Source organism: Duganella violaceipulchra (genome assembly GCF_019166075.1).
GTDB lineage: Bacteria > Pseudomonadota > Gammaproteobacteria > Burkholderiales > Burkholderiaceae_D > Rugamonas > Rugamonas violaceipulchra.
This window is the reverse complement of record NZ_JAHTGR010000014.1, coordinates 190,705-212,779: the sequence shown is the minus strand read 5'-3', so window position 1 is coordinate 212,779 and position 22,075 is coordinate 190,705. Positions and strand designations below refer to the sequence as shown.

Below are 22,075 nucleotides of genomic sequence, written 5' to 3'. Positions count from 1 at the left end.
TTATGCCTTCAGCTTCTGGCCGGTCAGGCGCTCGATGGCTTCGAAGTACTTGGCCTGGGTCTTGTCGATGACGTCGGCAGGCAGGGCCGGCGCCGGTGCGGTTTTGCCCCAGGTCAGGGTTTCCAGGTAGTCGCGCACGAACTGCTTATCGAACGACGGCGGCGACATGCCCGGTTTGTACGAATCGGCAGGCCAGAAGCGCGACGAGTCGGCGGTCAGCACTTCATCCATCAGGTGCATGACGCCGTTGTCGTCCAGGCCGAATTCGAACTTGGTGTCGGCGATGATGATGCCGCGCGTGGCGGCGTAGTCGGCGGCGGCCTTGTACAGGGCGATGCTGACGTCGCGCATCTTGGCGGCCAGTTCGGCGCCGATGTGGCTTTCCATGTCGGCGAAGCTGATGTTCTCGTCGTGCTCGCCCAGGTCGGCCTTGGCGGCCGGGGTGAACAGCGGCTCAGGCAGTTTCTCGGCCTGTTGCAGGCCGGCCGGCAGCTTGATGCCGCAGACGCTGCCGGTGTCCTGGTAATCCTTCCAGCCGGAACCGATGATGTAGCCGCGCACCACCGCCTCGACCATGATCGGCTTGAGGCGCTTGGCGACCACGGCGCGGCCCTTGACCTGCTCCACTTCGTCGGCGGCGACCACCGATTCCGGCGCCACGCCGGTCAGGTGGTTCGGCACGATGTGGCCGAGTTTCTCGAACCAGAAATCGCTCATCTGGTTCAGGACCATGCCCTTGCCGGGGATAGGCTCGTTCATGACGACATCGAACGCCGACAGGCGGTCGGTGGTGACGATCAGGATCTTGTCGTCGCCAACAGCGTAGTTGTCGCGGACTTTGCCGTGGCCCAGCAGTGGCAGGGAGTGGATGGAGGTCTGGTAAAGGCTGTTCATAGCGGGAGGTGGATAGACTAGCGGTATAGAAAAGCGAAAACCGGCGCAGGGAAAACCTTGCTAGCCGGTCAAGAGAGTTGGACCGATTCCCGAAAGAATCAGTCCGTTCCAAAACAGAATTTTACTTCACAATCTGCGACAGCTCGCCGGCCTTGTAGCGCTCGGCCATTTTTTCCATCGGGATGACCTTGATCTTAGCCGCCTGGCCTTCGCAGCCGAAGGCCTGGAAGCGGGCGCGCACGATCAGCTCGGCGGCGGCGCGGGCTGGCTTGAGGAAGTCGCGCGGGTCGAACTTCGACGGGTTCTCGAACAGGAACTTGCGGGTGGCCGCGGTCATCGCCAGGCGGATGTCGGTGTCGATGTTAATCTTGCGCACGCCGTGACGGATGCCTTCCTGGATCTCTTCGACCGGCACGCCGTAGGTTTCCTTCATGTCGCCGCCGAATTCGCGGATGATGGCCAGCAGTTCCTGCGGCACCGACGACGAACCGTGCATCACCAGGTGGGTGTTGGGGATGCGGGCGTGGATTTCCTTGATGCGGTCGATGGCCAGGATGTCGCCGGTCGGCTTGCGGGTGAACTTGTAGGCGCCGTGCGAGGTGCCGATGGCGATCGCCAGCGCGTCGCACTGGGTGCGCTGCACGAAGTCGGCGGCCTGGGCCACGTCGGTCAGCAGCATTTCGCGGGTCATGGTGCCTTCGGCGCCGTGGCCGTCTTCCTTGTCGCCCTTCATGGTTTCCAGCGAACCGAGCACGCCCAGTTCGGCTTCCACCGTGACGCCGATGGCGTGCGAGAACTTGACCACTTCGCGCGACACTTCGACGTTGTAGTCGTAGGAGGCGACCGACTTGCCGTCCGCTTCCAGCGAGCCGTCCATCATCACCGAGGTGAAGCCGGAGCGGATCGCGCCCATGCAGACCGCCGGCGACTGGCCGTGGTCCTGGTGCATGACGACCGGGATGTGCGGGTAGGCTTCGACGGCGGCGTCGATCAGGTGGCGCAGGAAGGCTTCGCCTGCATATTTGCGGGCGCCGGCCGAAGCTTGCATGATGACCGGGCTGTTCAGGGCGTCGGCCGCGGCCATGATGGCCTGCACTTGCTCCAGATTGTTGACGTTGAATGCAGGGATGCCATAGCCGTTTTCAGCGGCGTGGTCCAGCAGTTGACGCATGGATACGAGGGACATGGTAATACTCCAAACAATAAAAAAACCTGGTTGCCGGAGCGATACCACCCTCGTTCCGCGAGGGCGGTGCTGCCGGACTTACTTGGTAAATTCTCCAACCTTGACGATCTTCAGCGCATTGGTGCCGCCGACCTGGCCCATCGGCTCGCCCCAGGTGACGACGATCATGTCACCCTTCTTGGCGATGCCGTTCTCGACCAGCAGATCCTCGGCCTGTTTCAACACTTCCGCGCTGCCGGCCTTCTGCAGCAGATTGTAGGCCTTCACGTTGCGGTACAGCGCCACCTTGCGCTGGGTCGTCACACTCGGCGTCAGCGCGAAGATCGGCGTATCGATGTTGTGACGGCTCATCCACAACGCGGTCGAGCCGGACTCGGTCAGCGCCACAATGGCCTTCACCGCCAGATGGTGCGCGGTGAACAGCGCGGCATAGGCGATCGACTGGTCGATCCGGGTGAAGGTCGCATTGAGGAAGTCGGCGTCGAGCTTGTTGTACTCGGACTGCTCGGCTTCCACGCAAATGGCGGCCATCATTTCCACCGTTTCAATCGGATAGCGGCCCGAGGCGGTTTCCGCCGAGGTCATCACCGCATCCGTGCCATCCAGCACCGCGTTGGCCACGTCCGACACTTCGGCGCGGGTCGGCACGGCGTTGAAGATCATCGACTCCATCATCTGGGTCGCGGTGATCGCCAGCTTGTTCGACTCGCGCGCCATGCGGATCATGCGCTTCTGCAGCGCCGGCACCGCCGCGTTGCCCACTTCCACCGCCAGGTCGCCACGCGCCACCATGATGCCGTCGGAAGCGTCGAGGATCTCCTGCAGCACAGGGATCGCTTCGGCGCGCTCGATCTTGGCGATCATCAGCGGCTTGTGGCCGTACGGCTCGCCGGCGATATTGGCCAGCTGGCGCGCCATTTCCATGTCGGTCGCGCTTTTCGGGAACGAGATCGCCAGGTAATCGCACTGGAAACTCATCGCCGTCTTGATGTCTTCCATGTCCTTGGCGGTCAGCGCCGGCGCGGTCAAGCCGCCGCCCTGGCGGTTGATGCCCTTGTTGTTGGACAGTTCGCCACCGATTTTCACGGTGGTGTAAATCTCATGGCCGACGATCCTGTCGACCACCAGCACGATCAGGCCGTCATTCAGCAACAGCTTGTCGTCGGCGCGCAAATCCTGCGGCAGCGCCTTGTAGTCCAGGCCGACGCGATCCTGGTTGCCCAGCTCGCCGTTTTCACCCCATTTTGCGTCCAGGATGAATTTATCGCCGTTCACCAGGTCAATCTTACCATTTTCAAACTTGCCGACGCGGATTTTAGGACCCTGCATGTCGGCCATGATCGCCACTTCGCGGCCGCATTCGGCCGCCGCTTCGCGCACCAGGCGCGCGCGGTCGATATGATCCTGGGCCTTGCCATGCGAGAAGTTCAGGCGCACGACATCAACGCCCGCACGTATCATTTTGACCAGGACGTTGAAGTCTGTGGAGGCTGGGCCGATCGTTGCAACAATTTTGGTACCACGGGACATAGTATTCCTTGAGCGTTGGGTCATGCGAACAGTCTCCGCAAAGGCGGCGGAGACCCGGAAAAGCTGCGCTGTTTGTGTTGCTAAGGGCTAAAATTTGTAGCAAAGCTACAAATTTCACACCTTAATCAGGCATTAACTGGATTTTACTGTTAACTTGCTACACCGCACGACCGTGCTTTTATACCCACTATTTTTACTGCGCCGCAGCACGCTGCGTCAAAATCTCCACCGCCGGCAGGGTCTTACCTTCCAGGAACTCCAGGAAGGCGCCGCCGCCGGTCGAGATGTAGCCGATTTGCTCGGTGATGTTGTACTTGGCGATGGCGGCCAGCGTGTCGCCGCCGCCGGCGATCGAGAACGCCTTCGAGTTGGCGATGGCCAGCGCCAGCGTCTTGGTGCCTTCGCCGAACTGGTCGAACTCGAACACGCCGACCGGGCCGTTCCAGACGATGGTGCCGGCGGCGCCGATCTGGGCGGCCAGGATGGCGGCGGTTTTCGGGCCGATGTCCAGGATCATGTCGTCGTCGGCCACGTCAGCCACATCCTTGACGGTGGCGACGGCGGTCGGCGAGAACTCCTTGGCGCAGACGACATCGACCGGGATCGGCACCTGCGCGCCGCGCTGGGCCATGATCTCGATGATGGCCTTGGCTTCCTCGACCAGCTCGTTTTCCACCAGCGACTTGCCGATGTTCAGGCCGACGGCCTTCATGAAGGTGTTGGCGATGCCGCCGCCGACGATCAGGTTGTCGACCTTGTCGGCCAGCGCCTTCAGGATCGACAGCTTGGACGAGACCTTGGAACCGGCCACGATGGCCAGCAGCGGACGGGCCGGGGCGCCCAGCGCCTTGCCCAGCGCGTCCAGCTCGGCGGCCAGCAGCGGGCCGGCGCAGGCGACCGGCGCGAACTTGGCGATGCCGTGCGTCGAAGCTTCCGCGCGGTGCGCGGTGCCGAAAGCGTCGTTGACGTAGATGTCGCACAAAGCGGCCATTTTCCGCGCCAGTTCGTCGCTGTTCTTCTTTTCGCCCTGGTTGACGCGCACGTTTTCCAGCAATACCACTTGGCCGGCTTGCAGGGATTCCAGGCCAGCGCCGTCAACCCAGTTCTGTTTCAGCTCGACCGGCTGGCCCAGCAGCTCGGCCAGGCGCGCGGCGACCGGCGCCAGGCTGTCTTCCGGCTTGAACTCGCCTTCGGTCGGGCGGCCCAGGTGGGACGTGACCATGACCTTGGCGCCGGCGGCCGCGGCAGCCTTGATAGCCGGTACGGACGCGCGGATGCGCGTATCTTCGGTGATATTGCCGCTATCATCCTGCGGCACGTTCAAGTCGGCGCGGATGAAGACGCGCTTGCCTTGCAGCGCGTTCTGGGCGATGAGATCTTGCAGACGGAGGAAGTTCAAAACAGCGGACATGGTTACCCAAAGGTCGAGTTGAAGAAAGAGCGCTATTTTACCGCAAGGATGGCGTGATTTATTGGTAATTAAAATACATGCATCAGCCGCAAAGCCGTGTAAAAGGCCATGCCGAACACAATTGTCTGCAACATATTGCGTCGCAGCAAATAAAAGATCGTCGCCACGATGCCTGATACCAGTTTGAGGTTGCTCAAATCGAGCAGCGGCTGGCTGTTGACCATGATCAGGTCCGGCGCGACGATGGCCGCCAGTGCGCAGGCCGGCGCAAAGCGCAGCATTTCCTGCACCCGCTTGGGGATGGTGATGTGCTGGCCGATCAGCCAGAACGAGCTGCGGGTGGCGGCGGTGGCCAGCGCCAGCACGCCGATGATGATCCAGACTTCCCAATCAGCCATGGGTTTTTCTCCATTTTTCGACGCCCTCTTCGATCGCCATCGAGGTAAGCATGCCGACCAGCACGGCCAGCAGCAGGCCCAGCTTGTACGGCAGGCCGGCCGCCAGCACCGACACCGCGCCGGCCACCAGCACGCCGCACAGCGCGGGACGGCCCACCATCAGCGGGATCATCACGCAGATGATGGCCAGGGTGCCGGCAAAGCCCAGCCCCCATTCGGCCGGCACGGCGCTGCCGAGGAAGATGCCGGCGATCGAGCCGACCTGCCAGGCGCCCCAGTTCGGGTACAGCAGGCCTTTCAGGTAGGACAGCTTGCCCACCTGCGGCGCCTCGCTGGGGTATTTGTGCAGGAACAGGGCCACCGTCATGTCGCCGGCCACGTAGCCGAGCACGAAGCGCTTGCGCCACGGCAGCTGGGCGAAATGCGGCGCCAGCAGGGCCGAGAAGATGACAAAGCGCAGGTTGACCACGAAGGCGGTGGCGAAGATGACCCAGATCGGCGAGTGCGAGGCGATCAGCGGCAAGGCCGCCAGCTGGGCCGATCCGGCGAACACCAGCAAGGTCATGCCCAGCGCCTGCGGCACCGTCAGCCCGCTTTTGACCATGGCGATGCCCACCACCAGGCCCCAGGCGCCGATGCCGAACAAGGTGGGAGTGCCGGTCTTGAGGCCTTCGCGCCACGAGGGTTCGTGGTGCTCGGCGACGTAGGGCTGGGGAGGTGCGCTGCTCAATTCGGTCATGTGCGTGGTCGTGTGGCATTCCCGCCACATAGCAGGCCGCACCGGGGTTGTAGAGGCGCTATTTTACCGATGATTTTTGCTCAATGCGCGAATCCGTTAAAATCGTGGTTTTCCTCAGCCTTACGGAGCACACGAATATGACCAACGCCCACACGTCCGCCGCCACCAACGCAGTTGAGCTCGAGGGCAAGGACTTGCCGGCCCACTGCCCTAACCCGGCCATGCCGCTGTGGTCGTCCCACCCGCGCGTATTCCTGGAGTTCAACCACGACGGCATCGCCAAGTGCCCGTACTGCGGCACCGCCTATCGCCTGAAGCCGGGCACCGTCGTCGGTCACCACTGATATCCCCCAGCCAGCGCGCCCCGGAGCCAGCATGCCCACCAAGCGAGTCAAGCAGTTGAATGGCAGTGCCGCCGAGACCGAATCGGCGTTTTACGACGCGCTCAACCGCGCCGACCTGGACGCGCTGATGGCGCTGTGGGCCGACGACGACGAGATCGTCTGCGTGCATCCTGGCGGGCCGCGCCTGATCGGCCATGCGGCGATCCGCGGCTCGTGGGCCGCGATCCTGGAACACGGCGGCCTGCACATCGCGCCGTCGCAGTTGCATGAAACCCACAATCTGATGAGCTCGGTGCACACGGTGGTCGAGGGCACGGCCGCCGGCGGCGAGGCCGCGCACCTGGTCGCCACCAACGTCTACGTCAAGACGCCGCGCGGCTGGCGCATCGTGCTGCACCATGTGTCGGTGGCGCCGGGACCGGCGCCGGTCGATACCCACAGCCAGATCCTGCACTGATGTCGTGCTGAGTCCGTCATGAAGTACAGCGCACCGTTCTGGCTTCCTTCCGGCCACCTGCAAACCATCTATCCCGCCACCTGCATCGCCAAGCCGGCGGTGCCGTTCCGGCGCGAGCGCTGGGAGGCGCCGGACGGCGATTTCGTCGACGTCGATTTTGTCGACGGCCAGCCGGGCCGGCCGTTCGTGGTGCTGTTCCACGGCCTCGAAGGCTCGTCCGACAGTCATTACGCGCGGGCACTGATGGCCGACGTGGCCGCACGCGGCTGGTCGGGCGCGGTGCCGCATTTCCGCGGCTGCTCCGGCGAGCCCAACCGCGCACCGCGCTTCTACCACTCGGGCGACGCCGCCGAGATCGACTGGATCGTGCGCCGCCTGCACGGCCGCAGCAGCGGCAAGTTCTACGCCGCCGGCGTCTCGCTGGGCGGCAACGCGCTGCTGCGCTGGCTGGGCGAGTCGCAGCACCAGGCCGATTTTGTCGACGCCGCCTGCGCGGTGTCGGCGCCGCTGGACCTGGCGCAGGGCGGCGTCTCGCTGTCGAGCGGCTTCAACATGATTTACACGCGCATGTTCCTGCAGACGCTCAAGCCCAAGTGCATCGCCAAGCTCCAGCAGTTCCCCGGCCTGTTCGACCTCGACGCGCTGCACGCCGCGCGCGACCTGTACGCCTTCGACAACGTGGTGACGGCGCCGCTGCACGGCTACCGCAACACCGACGATTACTGGGACCGCGCCAGCGCCAAGCACGTGCTGGACGACATCACCGTGCCGACCCTGGTGCTAAACGCCAAGAACGATCCCTTCCTGCCCGGCCGCCACCTGCCGCAACGCGCGGCGCCCAACGTGGTGCTGGACTATCCCGCCGAGGGTGGCCATGTGGGCTTCGCCGTCGGCGGCCTGCCGGGCAAGCTGCACTGGCTGCCGCAGCGCCTGATCCACTTCATGGAAGGCGTGAGCGCCAGCCACCCCGTACTGGCGCAACAACATGGATGACATCGTCAAGCAGGCGCTGGCCAAGTGGCCCAACGTGCCCCACTGCTACGGCTGGCTGGGACTGGATGCGCGCGGAAACTGGCGCATGCGCGACGAGCGCGCCCAGCATCTGAACCTGCCGGGCGACCAGCTGCGGCACGCGGCGCTGGTCGCCTTCATCGTGCGCAACTACGCCGCCGACGAACGCGGCTGCTGGTATTTCCAGAACGGTCCGCAGCGCGTGTACGTGCAGCTGGAGGCCACGCCCTACATCGTCCGCACCGATCCCGCGCAGGGCTGGAGCTTGCATACGGGCGAGGCGCTGGGGCCGGTCGAGGAAGTGGTGCTGACGGAGACCGGCGCGCTGGTCTTGCGCAGCGGCGCCGTGGTGGCGCAGCTGGACGACCGCGATTTCGCGCACGTGCTGCCGCTGCTGAAAATGAATGGCGCCGCCGTGGCCGATGAAGACCTGTTGGCGTGGCTGGACGGCTCGGCGGCCGGCGCGCTGACGCTGGACGGCGTCGCCGTTCAGCGCGTGGCCGCCGCCGACCTGCCGGCGCGCTACGGCTACGTCAGCGTACCTGTCGCCCCTTCGTAAGAATGTCGGCATCCTGACGCATGCGGTCGAAGCGGTTGGCCGGCGTGGTCTCTTCCGCATTGTGGCGCATCTCCGCCTTGAATGCCGGGCGCGAGTCGGCCTCGCGTAAATCCTTCTTGCCCTTCTCGCCCAGCTCCTCGCGGCGACGGGCCTGCAACTCGCGCTCGCGCGCATCGATCACGGCCTGGTCGTAGAAGGACGCATCGGGCGCCTTGCGCGCATAGTTCAGCTGGTCCAGCGCCGACAGCACGCCGCCCTGCAACACATACGATTCCGCCAGCGCGATATGCTGCAAGGCCAGCTTGCCCTGCTTGGAATACGTCTGCGCCAGCAAATCGTAGGCATCCGGATCTTCGCGGTACAGCTGCACCTGGTCGCGCAGATAGACGGCCGCCTCCTCCAGCTTGCCGGCCGCGATCAAGGCCTCGCCATATTGATGCGCGATGCCGCGCGACAGCGGGAACTGCACGTGCGCCGCTTCCGCCTCAGCCAAACCCTTGGCGATCATGGCCTTGTTGTCCGGCTGCGCCAGCTTGATCTCGATCGAGGTGCTGACGAAGATCGAATCCGGCGCCGGCCGCGCGGCCACGCTGAAGGTGCCGGCGGCGGGCGGCTTGTCGAAGGTCGCGCGCGCCTTGTCGAGCCACACCTGGGCTTGAGCGGTGTCGCCTTTTTTCAGCGACAGGAAGGCCATGCCGTACTGGCCGGCGGTGACCTGCTGGCGGTTTTCCTGCTGCATCTGGCCCTCAAAAAACACCTTGGCCTCGGCCAGGCCGGACGAGCTCGGGTCCTGCAGCACGCGCGCGCGCGAACGCACCAGGTAGAAGTCCAGGCTGTCCTGGCGCTGCTTGTAGGGCTGCTCGCGGATGCGGGCCTGGATGTCGGCGATGCGCTCGCTGGTCAGCGGGTGGCTTTGCAGATAGGCCGGCACCAGGTCGCTGTAGTTGCGGGTCGCGGTCTGCATGCGCTGGAAGAAGGCCACCATGCCGGAAGTGTCGAAGCCGGCCGCGCCCATGATCTGGAAGCCGATGCGGTCGGCCTCGCGCTCGGCGTCGCGGCCGAAGTTCAGTTGCCGCTGGATCGCCAGTCCCTGCCCGGCCGAAAACACGCCGATGGCGGCGTCGCCGCCGGCCTTGGAGGCCAGCGCCGCCAGGATCATTGCCGCCAGCGGAATCAAGGCGTCTTGCTTCTGCTGGCCGATCGAGCGGGCGATATGGCGCTGCGCCACGTGGCCGATCTCGTGGCCCAGCACCGAGGCCAGCTCGGACTCGGACTGTGCCGCCAGCAGTAGCGCCGAGTGCACGGCGATGAAGCCGCCGGGCAGCGCGAAGGCGTTCAGCATCGGATCGCGCACGGCGAAGAAGTAGTAATCGAAATTGGCCTCGCCGCGCGCGCCGGGACGGGCGGCGACCAGCGAGTTGCCGAAGTTGTTCAGGTATTCGAGGATGGGGCCGTCGTCGAGGAAATCGTGGTCGCGGCGGATGTCGCGCATGATTTCCTCGCCCAGCTTGCGCTCCATCAGCGGCGACAAGTCCTGGCGTTCGGTATCGCCGAGCGCGGGCAGGTTCGGGATCTTGGCGGGGGCCAATACGTCTTGCGCCATGGCCCAGGGCATGGCGACCAGCAGCGCGGCGGCAACTACACGCATGCGCAGAGAGCGGGGGGAGCGTTTTGTATTCACGATGATATGATACCCGCAACTTGGGCGCACCAGCACGGCGTCCGCCGACGAATTATTTTGTTACGTTTTGAAGCCCACCATGACCATCGAAAACTCCGCTCCCGCCGATCAACTGACCCACTTCGACGGCTCCGGCCAGGCGCACATGGTCGACGTCGGCGCCAAGACCGAGACGCACCGCATCGCGCTGGCCAGCGGCACTATCCGCATGAAGCCGGAAACGCTGGCCATCATCACCGGCGGCACGGCCAAGAAGGGCGACGTGCTGGGCATCGCGCGCATCGCCGCCATCATGGCCTCCAAGCGCACCAGCGACCTGGTGCCGCTGTGCCACCCGCTGGCGCTGACCCGCGTGACGGTCGATTTCGAGACCGATGTGGCCAATTCCAGCGTGCATTGCAAGGCCCAGGTTGAAACCTACGGCAAGACCGGGGTGGAGATGGAGGCGCTGACGGCGGTGCAGGTCGGCCTGCTGACGGTGTATGACATGTGCAAGGCGGTGGACCGGGGCATGGTGATGACCGACATCCGCGTGATGGAGAAGCACGGCGGCAAGTCGGGCGACTGGAGCGCGACCAGCTAAGTATCTGATCCGGTTAGGAATTCCCGTTGTTCGACCTCAGCAAGTTACAGTTGGGATGCTCTCACCTGTGCGCAGGTTAAGCCCAATCCAGCACTGATATCCGCGGCCGGGGCTCTTCAGGGTATAGGTGCACAAGATTCCCCTCTTGCGTCGCTCCCTGTCGCCCTTGTCTTGGCTGCATGTATCGCGAGAATCAGGGCCAATCGAATCGAACAGGTCCTTCGCCGCTTGGCCTTCAAACGCGACCGTCATGTTCCGCTCGGTAGCAGTTGGTGGCTCACGTTCCGCTAGTTCTCCCGAATAGATCGTGTAGGTCGCGCGAAACGTCTTCCATTCCCCGGACCACTCTGCCGCGTAAGCCAGGGAAAGGGCCGTGCCGCCACCGAGGGCCAGCCAGATTAGTTTTCTCATATTCAAGGGGCTATTAGTTGGACGTGAAAGTGGTCGTCATGCTTGATGCGCTTCCTCACAACGGGTAGATTCGGCCCGTTGAAATAGACCAGGATGACTGGGGTATAGATACAGAATAGTTCGATCAGGCGCTGGGTGGCGTCATGGTCGTACTCTGCATCCCACCATTTGCAAGGTTCGTGCTTGCCGTCTTTACGGATAGGCCGTATGTCCACTTCCAGCCCGCTTCTATGCGAGGCATGGTCTTTGTGCTTCGGGCCGCCAGCAAGGCTAATGTCTCCGACTCCGAACTTCCGGTCATCGATTAGCTGCCACTCCCTTTCCACCCACATGATGGCGGTAAGCATCGTGGCGTTCGCATACTGGTACGCGCCTTTACTTGGTTTGCCATCTAGCCTGCCGTACACGTAGTAGCCGGCGTCTTCCGGTGCTTGAGGAACCATAAAGTAACGCCGAGAGTCCTGCGGTTCTTGTTCATGGGCCATGGCGAACCTCAGACAACCTTGTTGGCCGCTAAGTCCCAGCCCCCCGACGTATTGCCGCCGGCACCACCGCCGATTTTCTGCTGCGTGTACTTGTGCTTGATCTTGGAGAACTTCAATGCAAAGCTGTCATGCAGAATATCGCCTTCATGGACCATCTGGTTGATGTTGCCGATCAGCACGTTTTCCAATTCGACTTCGTAGTATCTGATACGTTCCCCCTGTCCGTCAGCGCGCATGAACTCCAACTTCGCCTTGGCGATGGTTTTCCCGGCGGAGCAGAGTTGCATCAAAATCGGTGAGGAAAGATCGGCTATCTTGGTGAGCGCGATGCTGCGGTGCTCACAGCGTTCGGCCGTGTGGCCGCCAGCGGTAGACGACGTGGCGCTCTTGGGTTGCTCGACGCCAAAGTGGGCAGAGCTGATTTCTATCCAACCTGTATGCGCGGAGTCCGCCGACTCGCCCTTAACACCGTCAATTTGCAGATACACGTCGATTGCCATGATTGCTCTCCATTGTGTGAACGATGGAGCTAGTATTAGTGACTACCGTATCGAGGACTTTGCGCCTTCTCAGGCGCCGCCAAATATTCAATCCAGGGTAGATAAGGATCACGGCACGGTGATCTATAATTTATCGTCCAACAGCTCACACGGGAGGTCGCCATGCAACGTCGCCCAAAAGCGCATGTTAAACACGCGGCCGTGCCCATCGCACAAACGGCATCGGCTGATATCGCGGCGAAGCTTGAAGCGCGCAAAAACGCCATCGCTGCGGCCTTCGGAATATTGAAAGGCAAAGGTGTGTTCCCTGAAGACGGATTGGACTATCAACTAGACATCAGGGCAGAACAGGATTAGCTCGGCATTATCCTGATCAGCGCCTTACGGGCAGAAAAATTCACCACTCCAAAATGCAACGCTTTTCAGCGTTGCGCCGCCGCCGGCAGGCTAGTCTGCGACCAATCAGCAACCACTCCTATTGTCTGATTGTTACCTTTGATTGGTGGGTATATAATAAATGTCACTGAAGTAATCTTTTGACGTAGGCCTCACCGTAGCCGCCTCGCGCATACGAGAAAGAATTTGAATGAGCAGCAACCCTCCACCGAGCGAAGCCAAGACTCAGGAATACGAATTCGAGCAAATGAATCTGCAGGTGGGCGGCAGGATTCAGTTCATTACTCACCGCACGATCAAGCCGATCCAGCACTTCTCCACGCTGATCGGCTGGGCCAAGGACGAGTACATGATCGTCAAGGTTCCGTTCGAGAATGGCGCACCGATCGCCCTCAACGACGGCGACAAGCTGACCATCCGCGTCTTTTCCGGCGTCAACGTGTGCTCCTTCTCCTGCGTGGTGCAACGGGTGTTTCCGCGTCCGCTGTTCTATGTCCACCTGTCGTTCCCGCAATCCATCCAGGGCACCAGCCTGCGCGCGGCGATGCGGGTCAAGGTCGACATTCCGGCCCAGGTGAGTTCCCCGGCGGGCACCAACTCCGTGTTCCTGGTGAACCTGAGCGTCTCCGGCGCACTGATCGAGTCGGCCAAGAAGCTGTCCGATGACGAGGCCGAGGTCGGCCTGTCGTTCTATCTGATCGCCCAGCCCGGCAACCGCCAGGTGCGCATCAATCCGAATGCCACCATCCGCAACATCAACGTGGTCAAGCCGGCCGCCGGCGACAAGCCCGAAGTCTTCACCTACGGCGTGCAGTTCATCGACCTCGATCCGGTCCACTACACCATGCTGCAAAACCTGACCTACGAAGCGCTGATCGCCGACCGCCAGAAAATCGTCTGACCTTGATATGCGAAATTTTTATCGGGTGTGGTTTCCGCGCGCGTTGACGCTCGCTGGTGTGCTCGCCGCGCCTGCGCATGCAGATCCCGGCTATGTCCGCAGCGGCTCCAGTGTGATCGTCTCCGATGCGGCGGGCGCCAGCCTGCGCATCACGCCTTATGGCCCACATGCGATCCGGCTGCAAACGGTGCGCAAGAGCGAGGCTTACTTCCCCGATAATTATTACGAGATGGTCGAGGCGCTCCCGCATGATGGCCCGCTCCAGATCAACGAGCAAGGCGCGACGCTGACGATGCAGCTGCCGGGCGCCACCCCGCTGCGCCTCATCGTCGACAAGCAGACGCTGGCCGTCACCTACCTGATGGCAGGCACGCCGGTACTGGCGGAACAAGGCGGCCTGCAATGGCGCGACAGCGGCATCGTGCGCAGCTTCGCGCCCGATCCGAGCGAACACTTTACCGCGCTGGGCCATGGCTACTACGGCCGCGCCCAGTCCATCGACCTGCGCGGCCAGGAACTGGGCCACAATTACGGCAGCGAGCAGATCCAGCAGGCGCCGTTGCTGGTGCCGTTCTATATTTCCAGCAAGGGCTACGGCGTCTTCCTGAACAGCACCTTCAAGAATCGCTTCAGTTTCGGCGCCGGCGGACGCTACGAATTCGGCATCGACACGCAAGGCTACGCCGGCCGCATGGACTACTATTTCATCGCCGGCCCGACGCCGCGCGAGGTGCTGGCGCACTATGTCGAGCTGACCGGCAAACCGCGCCTGCCGCCCAAGGCGATGTTCGGCCTGGCGCTGTCGGACAAGTCGCACGACCACGATGCGGCCACGCCCTCGGACGAAGCCTGGTGGAAGCAAAAGGTCGGCGAGCACCGCGCCGCCGGCTTCCCCATCGACCATATCGTCAATGACAACCGCTGGCGCGCCGGTGGCGGCAAGCGCTGCGAATCGTATCCGGAATGGGACCACGGCCGCTATCCGCAGCCGGCCGAATATGCACAATGGCTGAAACAGAACGGCCTGGTCACGACCATCGACGTCAACCGCTGCATCCTCCAGTACAGCGAAGGCTGGAAGCCCGAGTTCAATGTGCCCGGCGTATCGGGCATCGACTTCGCCACCAGCGCGCCGGACCAGACCAACCCCGCCTTCCGCAAATGGTTTTGGGACATCCTGTACCGCAAGTCGCTGGACCCCAAGCTGCACTATCCGGGCGACGCGCTGTGGATAGACGAATTTGACGAAATGGGCGGCGCGCCGGCCGATACCATGCTGGCCAACGGCCGCAGCTTCGCCGAGATGCGCAATTACTAGTTCTTCCTAATCGCACAGGCACTGGTGCGCGATGGCTGGGACAAGTCGGCCATCAGCCAGCGCCCGTATGTCTGGGTGCGCGGCATGACGGCCGGCGCGCAACGCTATGCCTCGCTGTGGAGCGGCGACATCAAGCCCAATTTCGACGAAATGAAGATGCAGATTAGCGGCATGCAGCTGGCCGGTTTGTCCGGCTTTCCGTATTGGGGCCATGACGCCGGCGGCTTCTACGATTGGGATGCCAAACAGGGTCCGGACGCCGATCTGTACCGGCAATGGGCGATGGGCTTCGGTGCGTTCGCGCCGATCTGGAAGCCGCATGGCATGGGGCCGTCGCGCTGGCCGCTGGACCGCGGCGCCGGCGAACAGGACGCGGCTCGCCAGTTTGCGCAAGCCCGCTATCAGCTGATGCCATACATTTATTCGGCGGCGCATGAGGCGGCGGCCAGCGGCCTGCCGATGGCGCGCGCCATGCTGCTTGACTATCCGCATGACGACGCCGCATGGAGCCACGACCTGCAATACATGTGGGGACCGTCGCTGCTGGTCGCGCCGCGCACCAGCCGCGATGACGCCACCGAAGTGTGGCTGCCGGCAGGCGGCTGGTACGATTTCTGGCAGCCGCAAGCCCCGCAGCAGGTGGCCGCCGGCGGAACGGTGATCAGCGTCGGCGCCGAGCGCGGCTTGCTGCCGGTGTTCGTCAAGGCCGGCGCCATCCTGCCGCGCCAGGACTACACCACCAGCACCGCCGGCGCCGACAAGCGGCGGATGCTGCTCGACATCTACACCGGCGCGTCGGGCAGCGCCTTGTTGCAGGAGGACGATGACGTCAGCGAGGCGTACCGCAAACAGGGCCGGCTGATGACCACCGCCATCCGCTGGGATGACGCCCATCGCAGCCTGAGCATCGGCGCTGCCCACGGCAGTTACCGTGGCGCGCCATCGCAGCGTTCATGGCGGCTCACACTGCACGGCGCCGGGGCCGGCACTTGTTACAGCGTGAACGGCAAGCGCTTCAGCGCGACGCTCGACAGCTCCGGACAGCGGGCAACGCTACAGCTGCCGCCGGCCAGCCTCCGAGGAGCGACACGCATCGCGCCCTGCCGTTAGCGCCGAAGCCCCTTGAACGAAAAAAAAGCCCGGTCGAAAATTCGACCGGGCCATCGGGGGTAAGAACTCGAATATTATGGAACGATGTTGTTCTTGGTCAGCGCGTTGGTAGCTGCGGTGTTGGTGACGTCGGTGGTCACGGTCCAGGTGACGTTGGAAGCGCCGGCGGCAATGGTCGGGGTGTAGGTCGCGGTCAAACCGTCGATGCCTTTGCCGACGCCGGTGGCGAATTTCTCAATGATCACACCGTCCTTGACGGAGGCGCTGACCACTTCTTTGGTTGGGGTGAAGGTCGGCACGCCTTTGACGCCGGCGTCGCAACCAGTCAGATCCCCTCCACCTTCCTGGGCGCACAGTGCCACCGCGGTCTTGATCGAGTCGACCGCGCCTTGCGCATTGGCCATCTTGGCTTTCACGGTGTAGTCGCTATACGCTGGAATCGCGACAGCGGCCAGGATACCGATAATGGCAACCACGATCATCAGTTCGATCAGGGTGAAGCCGGCCTGGGCTTGTTTCTTCATCATTTTCATGGATTTCATTTTCGACTCCTGGGGTGTGTTGAACATCAAAATTTGGTAGGACACTTAGCTATGAGCAATTGGTGTGCCAGCCCGTTTTTCGGTTCAAAAACCACAAAATATGCCAAAAACTGTCGCTTTGTGCCGTCCGGACTGCCGTTTTTTGTCAGTCGCGGGCCGCAATTTGTCAGCCAGGGTCGCCGTTGACAATTATTGTCAGGCGATGCGGAAGGCCATCTGGGTTCCGCCGAGGTCGATCACGTCGCCGTGATTCAAACGCTGGGCTTGCTTGCCCAGGGCGATGCCATTCACCAGCGGCGGCTGCGCGCCTTCCTGGTGGGTGATGGTGTAGGCATCGGGCTGGCGATGGATCACCACCACCTGCACGCCGGCGCGGCCGAGCGTGGTCTGCGGCTTGGTCAGCGCCATCTGCTTGCCGGCATTGTTGCCATTTATTACTTCGATTTGCGCCAGCACGGGCTCCGCCGCCATCATGGGCCGCACGCCGTCGGCGACGAACTCGACCTGAAACTTGGCCATTTTGATCACATCCCGGTGTTGCAGGAAGTGCTTGCCGATGCGGTGGCCATTGACGAAGGTACCGTTGGTGCTGTGCAGGTCTTCCAGGAAGGAGTCGTCCAGGATGGTGACGATGACGGCGTGGTCGCCGCTGACGGCCGGATGCGTCAGCACGATGTCGTTGCGTGGGTGACGGCCGATGGTCATCCGCTCTTTGCTCAGTTGTACTTGCTGTTCTATCTGTCCATCCCGTGAGATGAGGATCTTCGCCAATCTGGTCTCCAAAGCAAAAAAAGGGGAGCGCTAGGCTCCCCTTCATTATTTCACACTAAAGCGAACTGTTATTACAGCATTGCTTTCAGCAGACGCGCCATTTCGGACGGGTTCTTGGTGACGGTGATGCCGCAAGCTTCCATGATTTCCAGTTTGGCTTGTGCGGTGTCAGCGCCGCCGGAGATCAGCGCGCCGGCGTGGCCCATGCGCTTGCCCGGAGGAGCGGTCACACCGGCGATGAAGCCGACGACCGGTTTTTTCATGTTGTCTTTGATCCAGTAAGCCGCGTTGGCTTCGTCCGGACCACCGATTTCGCCGATCATGATGACCGCGTCGGTATCAGGATCGTCGTTGAACATCTTCATGACGTCGATGTGCTTCAGACCGTTGATCGGGTCGCCGCCGATGCCGACTGCCGACGATTGGCCAAGGCCCAGTGCGGTCAGCTGACCAACTGCTTCATAGGTCAGGGTGCCCGAACGCGATACCACGCCGATACGGCCCTTGCGGTGGATGTGACCTGGCATGATGCCGATCTTGATTTCGTCAGGGGTGATCAGGCCTGGGCAGTTAGGGCCCAGCAGCAGGGTCTTGGAACCTGCTTTGGCCATGCGGTCCTTCAGGGCCATCATGTCGCGGACAGGAATGCCTTCGGTGATGCAAATGGCCAGGTCCAGTTCGGCTTCGACAGCTTCCCAGATCGCGGCGGCAGCGCCTGCTGGCGGTACGTAGATCACGGAAACGTTGGCGCCGGTTTCTTTTTTCGCTTCTGCAACGTTAGCGAAAATAGGAATGCCTTCGAAATCTTCGCCGGCTTTCTTCGGGTTCACGCCTGCCACGAAGGCGTTTTTGCCGTTCGCGTAGTCGCGGCAACCGCGGGTGTGGAATTGACCGGTTTTGCCGGTAATACCTTGGGTAACGACTTTGGTATCTTTATTGATCAGAATGGACATGTTGATTCCTTAATTAAGCTTGACCGGCAGCGGCGGCGACGACGCTCTTCGCTGCATCTTCCATGGTGTCGGCTGCGATGATAGGCAGACCGGAGTCGGCCAGCATCTTCTTGCCCAGGTCTTCGTTGGTGCCCTTCATGCGGACCACCAGCGGCACGTTCAGCGACACGGCCTTGACCGCGGTGATCACGCCTTCGGCGATCACGTCGCAACGCATGATGCCGCCGAAGATGTTGACCAGGATGGCTTTCAGGCCTGGGTTTTTCAACATGATCTTGAAGGCTTCGGTCACTTTCTCAGCCGTGGCGCCGCCGCCGACGTCCAGGAAGTTGGCAGGCTCGCCGCCGAACAGCTTGATGGTGTCCATGGTGGCCATGGCCAGGCCGGCGCCGTTCACCAGGCAACCGATATTGCCGTCCAGGGAAATGTAGGCCAGATCGAATTTCGATGCTTCAACTTCAGCTGGATCTTCTTCGTCCAGATCGCGGTAGGCGACGATTTCTGGTTGACGGAACAGCGAGTTGGCGTCGAAGTTGAACTTGGCGTCCAGAGCGATGACCTTGCCCGAACCGGTCAGTATCAGCGGGTTGATTTCGGCCAGCGACGAGTCGGTTTCCCAGTAGGCTTTGTACAGGCCTTGCAGGTTGGTGACGGCGTCGGCGATCGACGCTTCCGGCACACCGATCTTGGCGGCGATGCCAGCGGCTTCAGCGTCGGTCAGGCCGATCGATGGATCGATGGCGATCGAGTGCAGCAGTTCCGGGTGGGACTCGGCAACTTCTTCGATGTCCATGCCGCCTTCAGAGGAAGCCATCAGCACCACGCGCTGCGATACGCGGTCGGTGACCAGCGATACGTACAGTTCTTTCTTGATGTCCGCGCCTTCTTCGATCAGCAGGCGGCGTACTTTCTGGCCTTCAGGGCCGGTCTGGTGCGTGACCAGCTGCATGCCCAGGATCTGCTCGGAGAATTCTTTGACTTGTTCCAGCGATTTGGCGACTTTGACGCCGCCGCCTTTACCACGGCCACCGGCGTGGATCTGTGCTTTTACAACCCAGACCGGGCCGCCCAAGGTTTCAGCAGCTTTGACTGCTTCTTCAACGGACATGCACGGAATACCGCGCGGAACCGTCACTCCGAATTTTCGGAGGATTTCTTTGCCTTGATACTCATGGATTTTCATGCTGGCTTCCCTTCTGATGCTGATGTGTAAAAATCGGTTGATACTGCGAAATGTGTGAATCTAGTAAGCAGAGATTGCTACGCGCCACCTGGTGCTGCTTTGGCCACCCAGCGCGGGTAAAACTGCGCCACTGCTCCGCCGTCGGTGCGCAGGGCATGGCATTTGTCGAGTTGAAACGGCTTCTGGCGCGGCACGCCGTCATTCTCGGTCGCCGCGTCGTTGGTCGACCAGACATCGTTGGCGAACGCCTGCACCGCGGCCGTGGGCAGGATCTGCGCCAGTTCGGTCAAATGGGTGCAGCCGGCGATGCCGGACAGGCGTTGCTTGAGCTCGTGGCGGAAACCTTTCATCAGGTTCAGGCCGACGAGCTGTTTTTTATAATCGGGGGCAATGGTGTCGCAGTAGCCGGGATACGGAACGGCATCGGATGCGGCTTCGGCATCGACGATGTTCAGTTGCAGATCGACGGTCAAACGCAGGTGCAGGTCATGCAGAGGGGTGCCGGCAGCACGTGGGCCCGAGGCCAGCACGGTGTCGATCACTTTGATGTCGGTGATATGGGCGTCGAGATCCCACAGTCCGTCGTCGCGTGCGTACGCTTGGACAGCAATTGCGCGCGTGTGCCGTAGCGCACGTCGGTTAACTGGGGTTGACAGGGACATAAGACCGATGCCGCTCTCGCGACAGAAATTTAGTAAGCAGCCATGTGCTGATCGCACGTGTCCGCAGCTTCTACGGACAACTACCGCACCTGCGGCGCTGCAAAAACCCCAAAAGTGTAGCACATCAAGACCTCCAGTTGCGTCAGAACATATCTTTTGGAAGGAAAAATGGCCGTTTCGAGATCGTTTTTACAAGAAATTCATCCGTGTTATTTCAGTCATGGAAACATTGCATGGTGCGGCGCGGTAACGGCTCAATCGTCTTCCGGCGCGCCTTTCAGGGCGGTTTGCACGGCGCGCTGGGAGAATCCCCGTTGCAGCAGAAAGCGCATCTGCTTGTTGCGTTCCTGCGGATCGGCGGCCACGGTGCCGAACTTGCGGTTCCAGACCTCGACGCAGCGTTCGGTCTCGCCTGCGGCCAGGCCGGCCTTCAGTTCCTGCAGTTCCTCGCCCTTGATGCCGTGGCTTTGCAGCTCGGCGACGATGCGGCTGTTGCCGAAGCGGGCCGAACGCCGGTGGATCAGCGCCTCGGAAAAACGTTCCTGCGACAGCCAGTTGTTCTTTTCCAGCAGGTCGAGCAGGGCTTCGACGTCGTCGCCCTCCTCCGCGTAGCGCGCCAGCTTGCGGGTCAGCTCCATGCGGCTGTGTTCGCGCATCGACAGATAGCGCAGGGCGCGGCCCTTCAGGCTAAGTTGCGGTGCTGCCATAGAAAAAACCTCTGCACAATGAGAAAACCACCGGCTGAATCAACAGCGCGGTGGTTCGGGATCAAGCGGACGCTGATTACGCGGCGTCGGCCTTGTCGCCTTTGTCTGCCTTATCAGCCTTGTCGGCCTTGTCGACCGATTTCAGCTTGACCACGGTGTCGCCCTTGTCGGCGGCCAGCGGCGGCAGTACGCGCACGCCCAGCGATTCACGGACCTTGTTTTCGATTTCCCACGCCAGCTCGGGACGCTCCTGCAGGAAGATGCGGGCGTTGTCCTTGCCCTGGCCGACGCGCTCGCCGTTGTAGCTGTACCAGGAACCGGACTTCTCGACGATCTTCGCTTCCACGCCCAGGTCCAGAATCTCGCCTTCACGCGAGGTGCCGGCGCCGTACAGGATGTCGAAGTGCGCTTCCTTGAACGGCGGCGCGATCTTGTTCTTGACGACCTTGACCTTGGTTTCGTTGCCGATCACCTCGTCGCCCGACTTGATCGAGCCGGTGCGGCGGATGTCCAGGCGCACGGAGGCGTAGAACTTCAGCGCGTTGCCGCCGGTGGTGGTCTCCGGGCTGCCGAACATGACGCCGATCTTCATGCGGATCTGGTTGATGAAGATGACCAGGGTGTTGGTGCGGTTGATCGAACCGGTCAGCTTGCGCAGCGCCTGGGACATCAGGCGGGCTTGCAGGCCTGGCAGCGAATCGCCCATGTCGCCTTCGATCTCGGCGCGTGGCGTCAGCGCGGCGACCGAGTCGATGACCACCAGGTCGACCGAACCGGAGCGCACCAGCGCGTCGCAGATTTCCAGCGCCTGTTCGCCGGTGTCCGGCTGCGAGATCAGCAGCTCGTGCAGGTTGACGCCCAGCTTCTGTGCGTAGCCGACGTCCAGCGCGTGCTCGGCGTCGATGAAGGCGCAGGTGCCGCCCAGTTTTTGCATTTCAGCAATAGTTTGCAGGGTCAGCGTGGTTTTGCCCGACGATTCAGGGCCATAGATTTCCACCACGCGGCCGCGCGGCAAGCCGCCGACGCCCAGCGCGATATCCAGGCCGAGCGACCCGGTCGACACGACCTGCACGTCCTCGATCGGCGTGTTGGCGTCCATGCGCATTACGGAGCCTTTGCCGAATTGCTTCTCGATTTGGGCCAGCGCGGCGGCCAGCGCCTTGGCTTTTTCTGATGCAGGTACAACAGCTTTTTTATCGTCCATAATGTTCTTTCAACCAGTAGGTGGGTGCAAATTCGTCGGTACAGGCAGCACTGTATAAAAAAACAGTGCTTAATGCAAGCACGATTTTTAAACAATTTTGAGATTGCACAAAAACTCGCCACCTTGCGCGAAATGAAAC

The 22,075-nt window shown here is 62.1% G+C and carries 24 protein-coding genes and 1 pseudogene; 9 read left to right on the top strand and 16 right to left on the bottom strand.

What is annotated here, in order from left to right:
- From KVP70_RS24340 to KVP70_RS24315, 6 genes are all read right to left on the bottom strand, one after another.
- Window positions 1-894, bottom strand: coding sequence for a phosphoribosylaminoimidazolesuccinocarboxamide synthase (locus KVP70_RS24340; RefSeq protein ID WP_217945015.1), 894 nt, complete (start codon window positions 892-894; stop codon window positions 1-3).
- 121 nt (window positions 895-1,015) lie between these two features.
- Window positions 1,016-2,080 carry a class II fructose-bisphosphate aldolase gene (gene fba / locus KVP70_RS24335; RefSeq protein ID WP_217945014.1) on the bottom strand — a complete coding sequence of 355 codons (1,065 nt, stop codon included), beginning with the start codon at window positions 2,078-2,080 and terminating at the stop codon, window positions 1,016-1,018.
- A gap of 78 nt (window positions 2,081-2,158) precedes the next feature.
- Window positions 2,159-3,610 carry a pyruvate kinase gene (pyk, locus tag KVP70_RS24330; protein WP_217945013.1) on the bottom strand — a complete coding sequence of 484 codons (1,452 nt, stop codon included), beginning with the start codon at window positions 3,608-3,610 and terminating at the stop codon, window positions 2,159-2,161.
- A gap of 193 nt (window positions 3,611-3,803) precedes the next feature.
- Complete coding sequence (locus KVP70_RS24325) at window positions 3,804-5,021, bottom strand: phosphoglycerate kinase (protein ID WP_304515528.1); 1,218 nt, start codon at window positions 5,019-5,021, stop codon at window positions 3,804-3,806.
- 68 nt (window positions 5,022-5,089) lie between these two features.
- A complete protein-coding gene (locus tag KVP70_RS24320) occupies window positions 5,090-5,419 on the bottom strand; it encodes an AzlD domain-containing protein (RefSeq protein WP_217945012.1) in 330 nt (109 codons plus the stop codon).
- On the bottom strand, window positions 5,412-6,158 hold the full coding sequence (locus KVP70_RS24315) for an AzlC family ABC transporter permease (protein WP_217945011.1): 747 nt from the start codon (window positions 6,156-6,158) through the stop codon (window positions 5,412-5,414). The genes KVP70_RS24320 and KVP70_RS24315 overlap by 8 nt, the downstream gene beginning before the upstream one ends.
- A gap of 137 nt (window positions 6,159-6,295) precedes the next feature.
- Here KVP70_RS24315 and KVP70_RS24310 point away from each other — a divergent pair, with 137 nt between their 5' ends.
- Genes KVP70_RS24310 through KVP70_RS24295 form a run of 4 tightly spaced genes read left to right on the top strand, consistent with a single transcriptional unit; the run spans window position 6,296 to window position 8,529 of the window.
- The gene (locus KVP70_RS24310) at window positions 6,296-6,502 is read left to right on the top strand and encodes a zinc-finger domain-containing protein (protein WP_117014229.1); all 207 of its coding nucleotides are present in this window, start codon (window positions 6,296-6,298) and stop codon (window positions 6,500-6,502) included.
- 31 nt (window positions 6,503-6,533) lie between these two features.
- Entirely contained in the window at window positions 6,534-6,959 is a 426-nt protein-coding gene (locus tag KVP70_RS24305; RefSeq protein WP_217945010.1) for a YybH family protein, read from the top strand.
- Between the two features lie 18 nt (window positions 6,960-6,977).
- Window positions 6,978-7,952, top strand: coding sequence for a YheT family hydrolase (locus KVP70_RS24300; protein ID WP_217945009.1), 975 nt, complete (start codon window positions 6,978-6,980; stop codon window positions 7,950-7,952).
- Complete coding sequence (locus tag KVP70_RS24295) at window positions 7,945-8,529, top strand: DUF2946 family protein (protein WP_217945008.1); 585 nt, start codon at window positions 7,945-7,947, stop codon at window positions 8,527-8,529. The genes KVP70_RS24300 and KVP70_RS24295 overlap by 8 nt, the downstream gene beginning before the upstream one ends.
- Here KVP70_RS24295 and KVP70_RS24290 read toward each other — a convergent pair.
- The gene (locus KVP70_RS24290) at window positions 8,504-10,177 is read right to left on the bottom strand and encodes a M48 family metallopeptidase (protein WP_217945007.1); all 1,674 of its coding nucleotides are present in this window, start codon (window positions 10,175-10,177) and stop codon (window positions 8,504-8,506) included. The two genes, KVP70_RS24295 and KVP70_RS24290, sit on opposite strands and share 26 nt — an antisense overlap.
- A 112-nt stretch (window positions 10,178-10,289) precedes the next feature.
- Here KVP70_RS24290 and moaC point away from each other — a divergent pair, with 112 nt between their 5' ends.
- On the top strand, window positions 10,290-10,793 hold the full coding sequence (gene moaC / locus KVP70_RS24285) for a cyclic pyranopterin monophosphate synthase MoaC (RefSeq protein WP_217945006.1): 504 nt from the start codon (window positions 10,290-10,292) through the stop codon (window positions 10,791-10,793).
- A gap of 413 nt (window positions 10,794-11,206) precedes the next feature.
- Here the strand turns inward: moaC and KVP70_RS24280 are convergent, their stop codons facing one another.
- Complete coding sequence (locus tag KVP70_RS24280; protein WP_217945005.1) at window positions 11,207-11,689, bottom strand: penicillin-insensitive murein endopeptidase; 483 nt, start codon at window positions 11,687-11,689, stop codon at window positions 11,207-11,209.
- A gap of 8 nt (window positions 11,690-11,697) precedes the next feature.
- Window positions 11,698-12,189 carry an Hcp family type VI secretion system effector gene (locus KVP70_RS24275; RefSeq protein WP_217945004.1) on the bottom strand — a complete coding sequence of 164 codons (492 nt, stop codon included), beginning with the start codon at window positions 12,187-12,189 and terminating at the stop codon, window positions 11,698-11,700.
- A 162-nt stretch (window positions 12,190-12,351) separates the two neighbouring features.
- Here KVP70_RS24275 and KVP70_RS24270 point away from each other — a divergent pair, with 162 nt between their 5' ends.
- From KVP70_RS24270 to KVP70_RS35220, 4 genes and pseudogenes are all read left to right on the top strand, one after another.
- Window positions 12,352-12,546 carry a hypothetical protein gene (locus KVP70_RS24270; protein WP_217945003.1) on the top strand — a complete coding sequence of 65 codons (195 nt, stop codon included), beginning with the start codon at window positions 12,352-12,354 and terminating at the stop codon, window positions 12,544-12,546.
- A 229-nt stretch (window positions 12,547-12,775) separates the two neighbouring features.
- A complete protein-coding gene (locus tag KVP70_RS24265; RefSeq protein WP_217945002.1) occupies window positions 12,776-13,486 on the top strand; it encodes a flagellar brake protein in 711 nt (236 codons plus the stop codon).
- A gap of 7 nt (window positions 13,487-13,493) precedes the next feature.
- Window positions 13,494-15,221 (top strand): annotated as a pseudogene (locus KVP70_RS34420) (TIM-barrel domain-containing protein); the annotation flags it as partial.
- Entirely contained in the window at window positions 15,213-15,914 is a 702-nt protein-coding gene (locus KVP70_RS35220; protein ID WP_332844200.1) for a glycoside hydrolase family 31 protein, read from the top strand. The pseudogene KVP70_RS34420 and the gene KVP70_RS35220, both read left to right, overlap by 9 nt.
- 74 nt (window positions 15,915-15,988) lie before the next feature.
- Here KVP70_RS35220 and KVP70_RS24250 read toward each other — a convergent pair whose 3' ends face one another.
- The 7 genes from KVP70_RS24250 to recA form a co-directional block, all read right to left on the bottom strand.
- On the bottom strand, window positions 15,989-16,456 hold the full coding sequence (locus tag KVP70_RS24250; RefSeq protein WP_304515527.1) for a pilin: 468 nt from the start codon (window positions 16,454-16,456) through the stop codon (window positions 15,989-15,991).
- Between the two features lie 195 nt (window positions 16,457-16,651).
- Complete coding sequence (locus tag KVP70_RS24245; protein WP_217944999.1) at window positions 16,652-17,227, bottom strand: FHA domain-containing protein; 576 nt, start codon at window positions 17,225-17,227, stop codon at window positions 16,652-16,654.
- Window positions 17,228-17,298: 71 nt separating this feature from the next.
- On the bottom strand, window positions 17,299-18,180 hold the full coding sequence (sucD, locus tag KVP70_RS24240) for a succinate--CoA ligase subunit alpha (RefSeq protein WP_116992124.1): 882 nt from the start codon (window positions 18,178-18,180) through the stop codon (window positions 17,299-17,301).
- A gap of 13 nt (window positions 18,181-18,193) precedes the next feature.
- The gene (sucC, locus tag KVP70_RS24235) at window positions 18,194-19,363 is read right to left on the bottom strand and encodes an ADP-forming succinate--CoA ligase subunit beta (protein WP_008452534.1); all 1,170 of its coding nucleotides are present in this window, start codon (window positions 19,361-19,363) and stop codon (window positions 18,194-18,196) included.
- Window positions 19,364-19,440: 77 nt separating this feature from the next.
- Complete coding sequence (locus KVP70_RS24230) at window positions 19,441-20,025, bottom strand: DUF2889 domain-containing protein (protein ID WP_217944998.1); 585 nt, start codon at window positions 20,023-20,025, stop codon at window positions 19,441-19,443.
- Window positions 20,026-20,279: 254 nt separating this feature from the next.
- Window positions 20,280-20,732 (bottom strand): recombination regulator RecX, encoded by a 453-nt coding sequence (gene recX / locus KVP70_RS24225; protein ID WP_217944997.1) that lies wholly within the window; start codon window positions 20,730-20,732, stop codon window positions 20,280-20,282.
- Between the two features lie 76 nt (window positions 20,733-20,808).
- Entirely contained in the window at window positions 20,809-21,936 is a 1,128-nt protein-coding gene (gene recA, locus KVP70_RS24220; RefSeq protein ID WP_217944996.1) for a recombinase RecA, read from the bottom strand.
- Window positions 21,937-22,075: the final 139 nt, after the last annotated feature.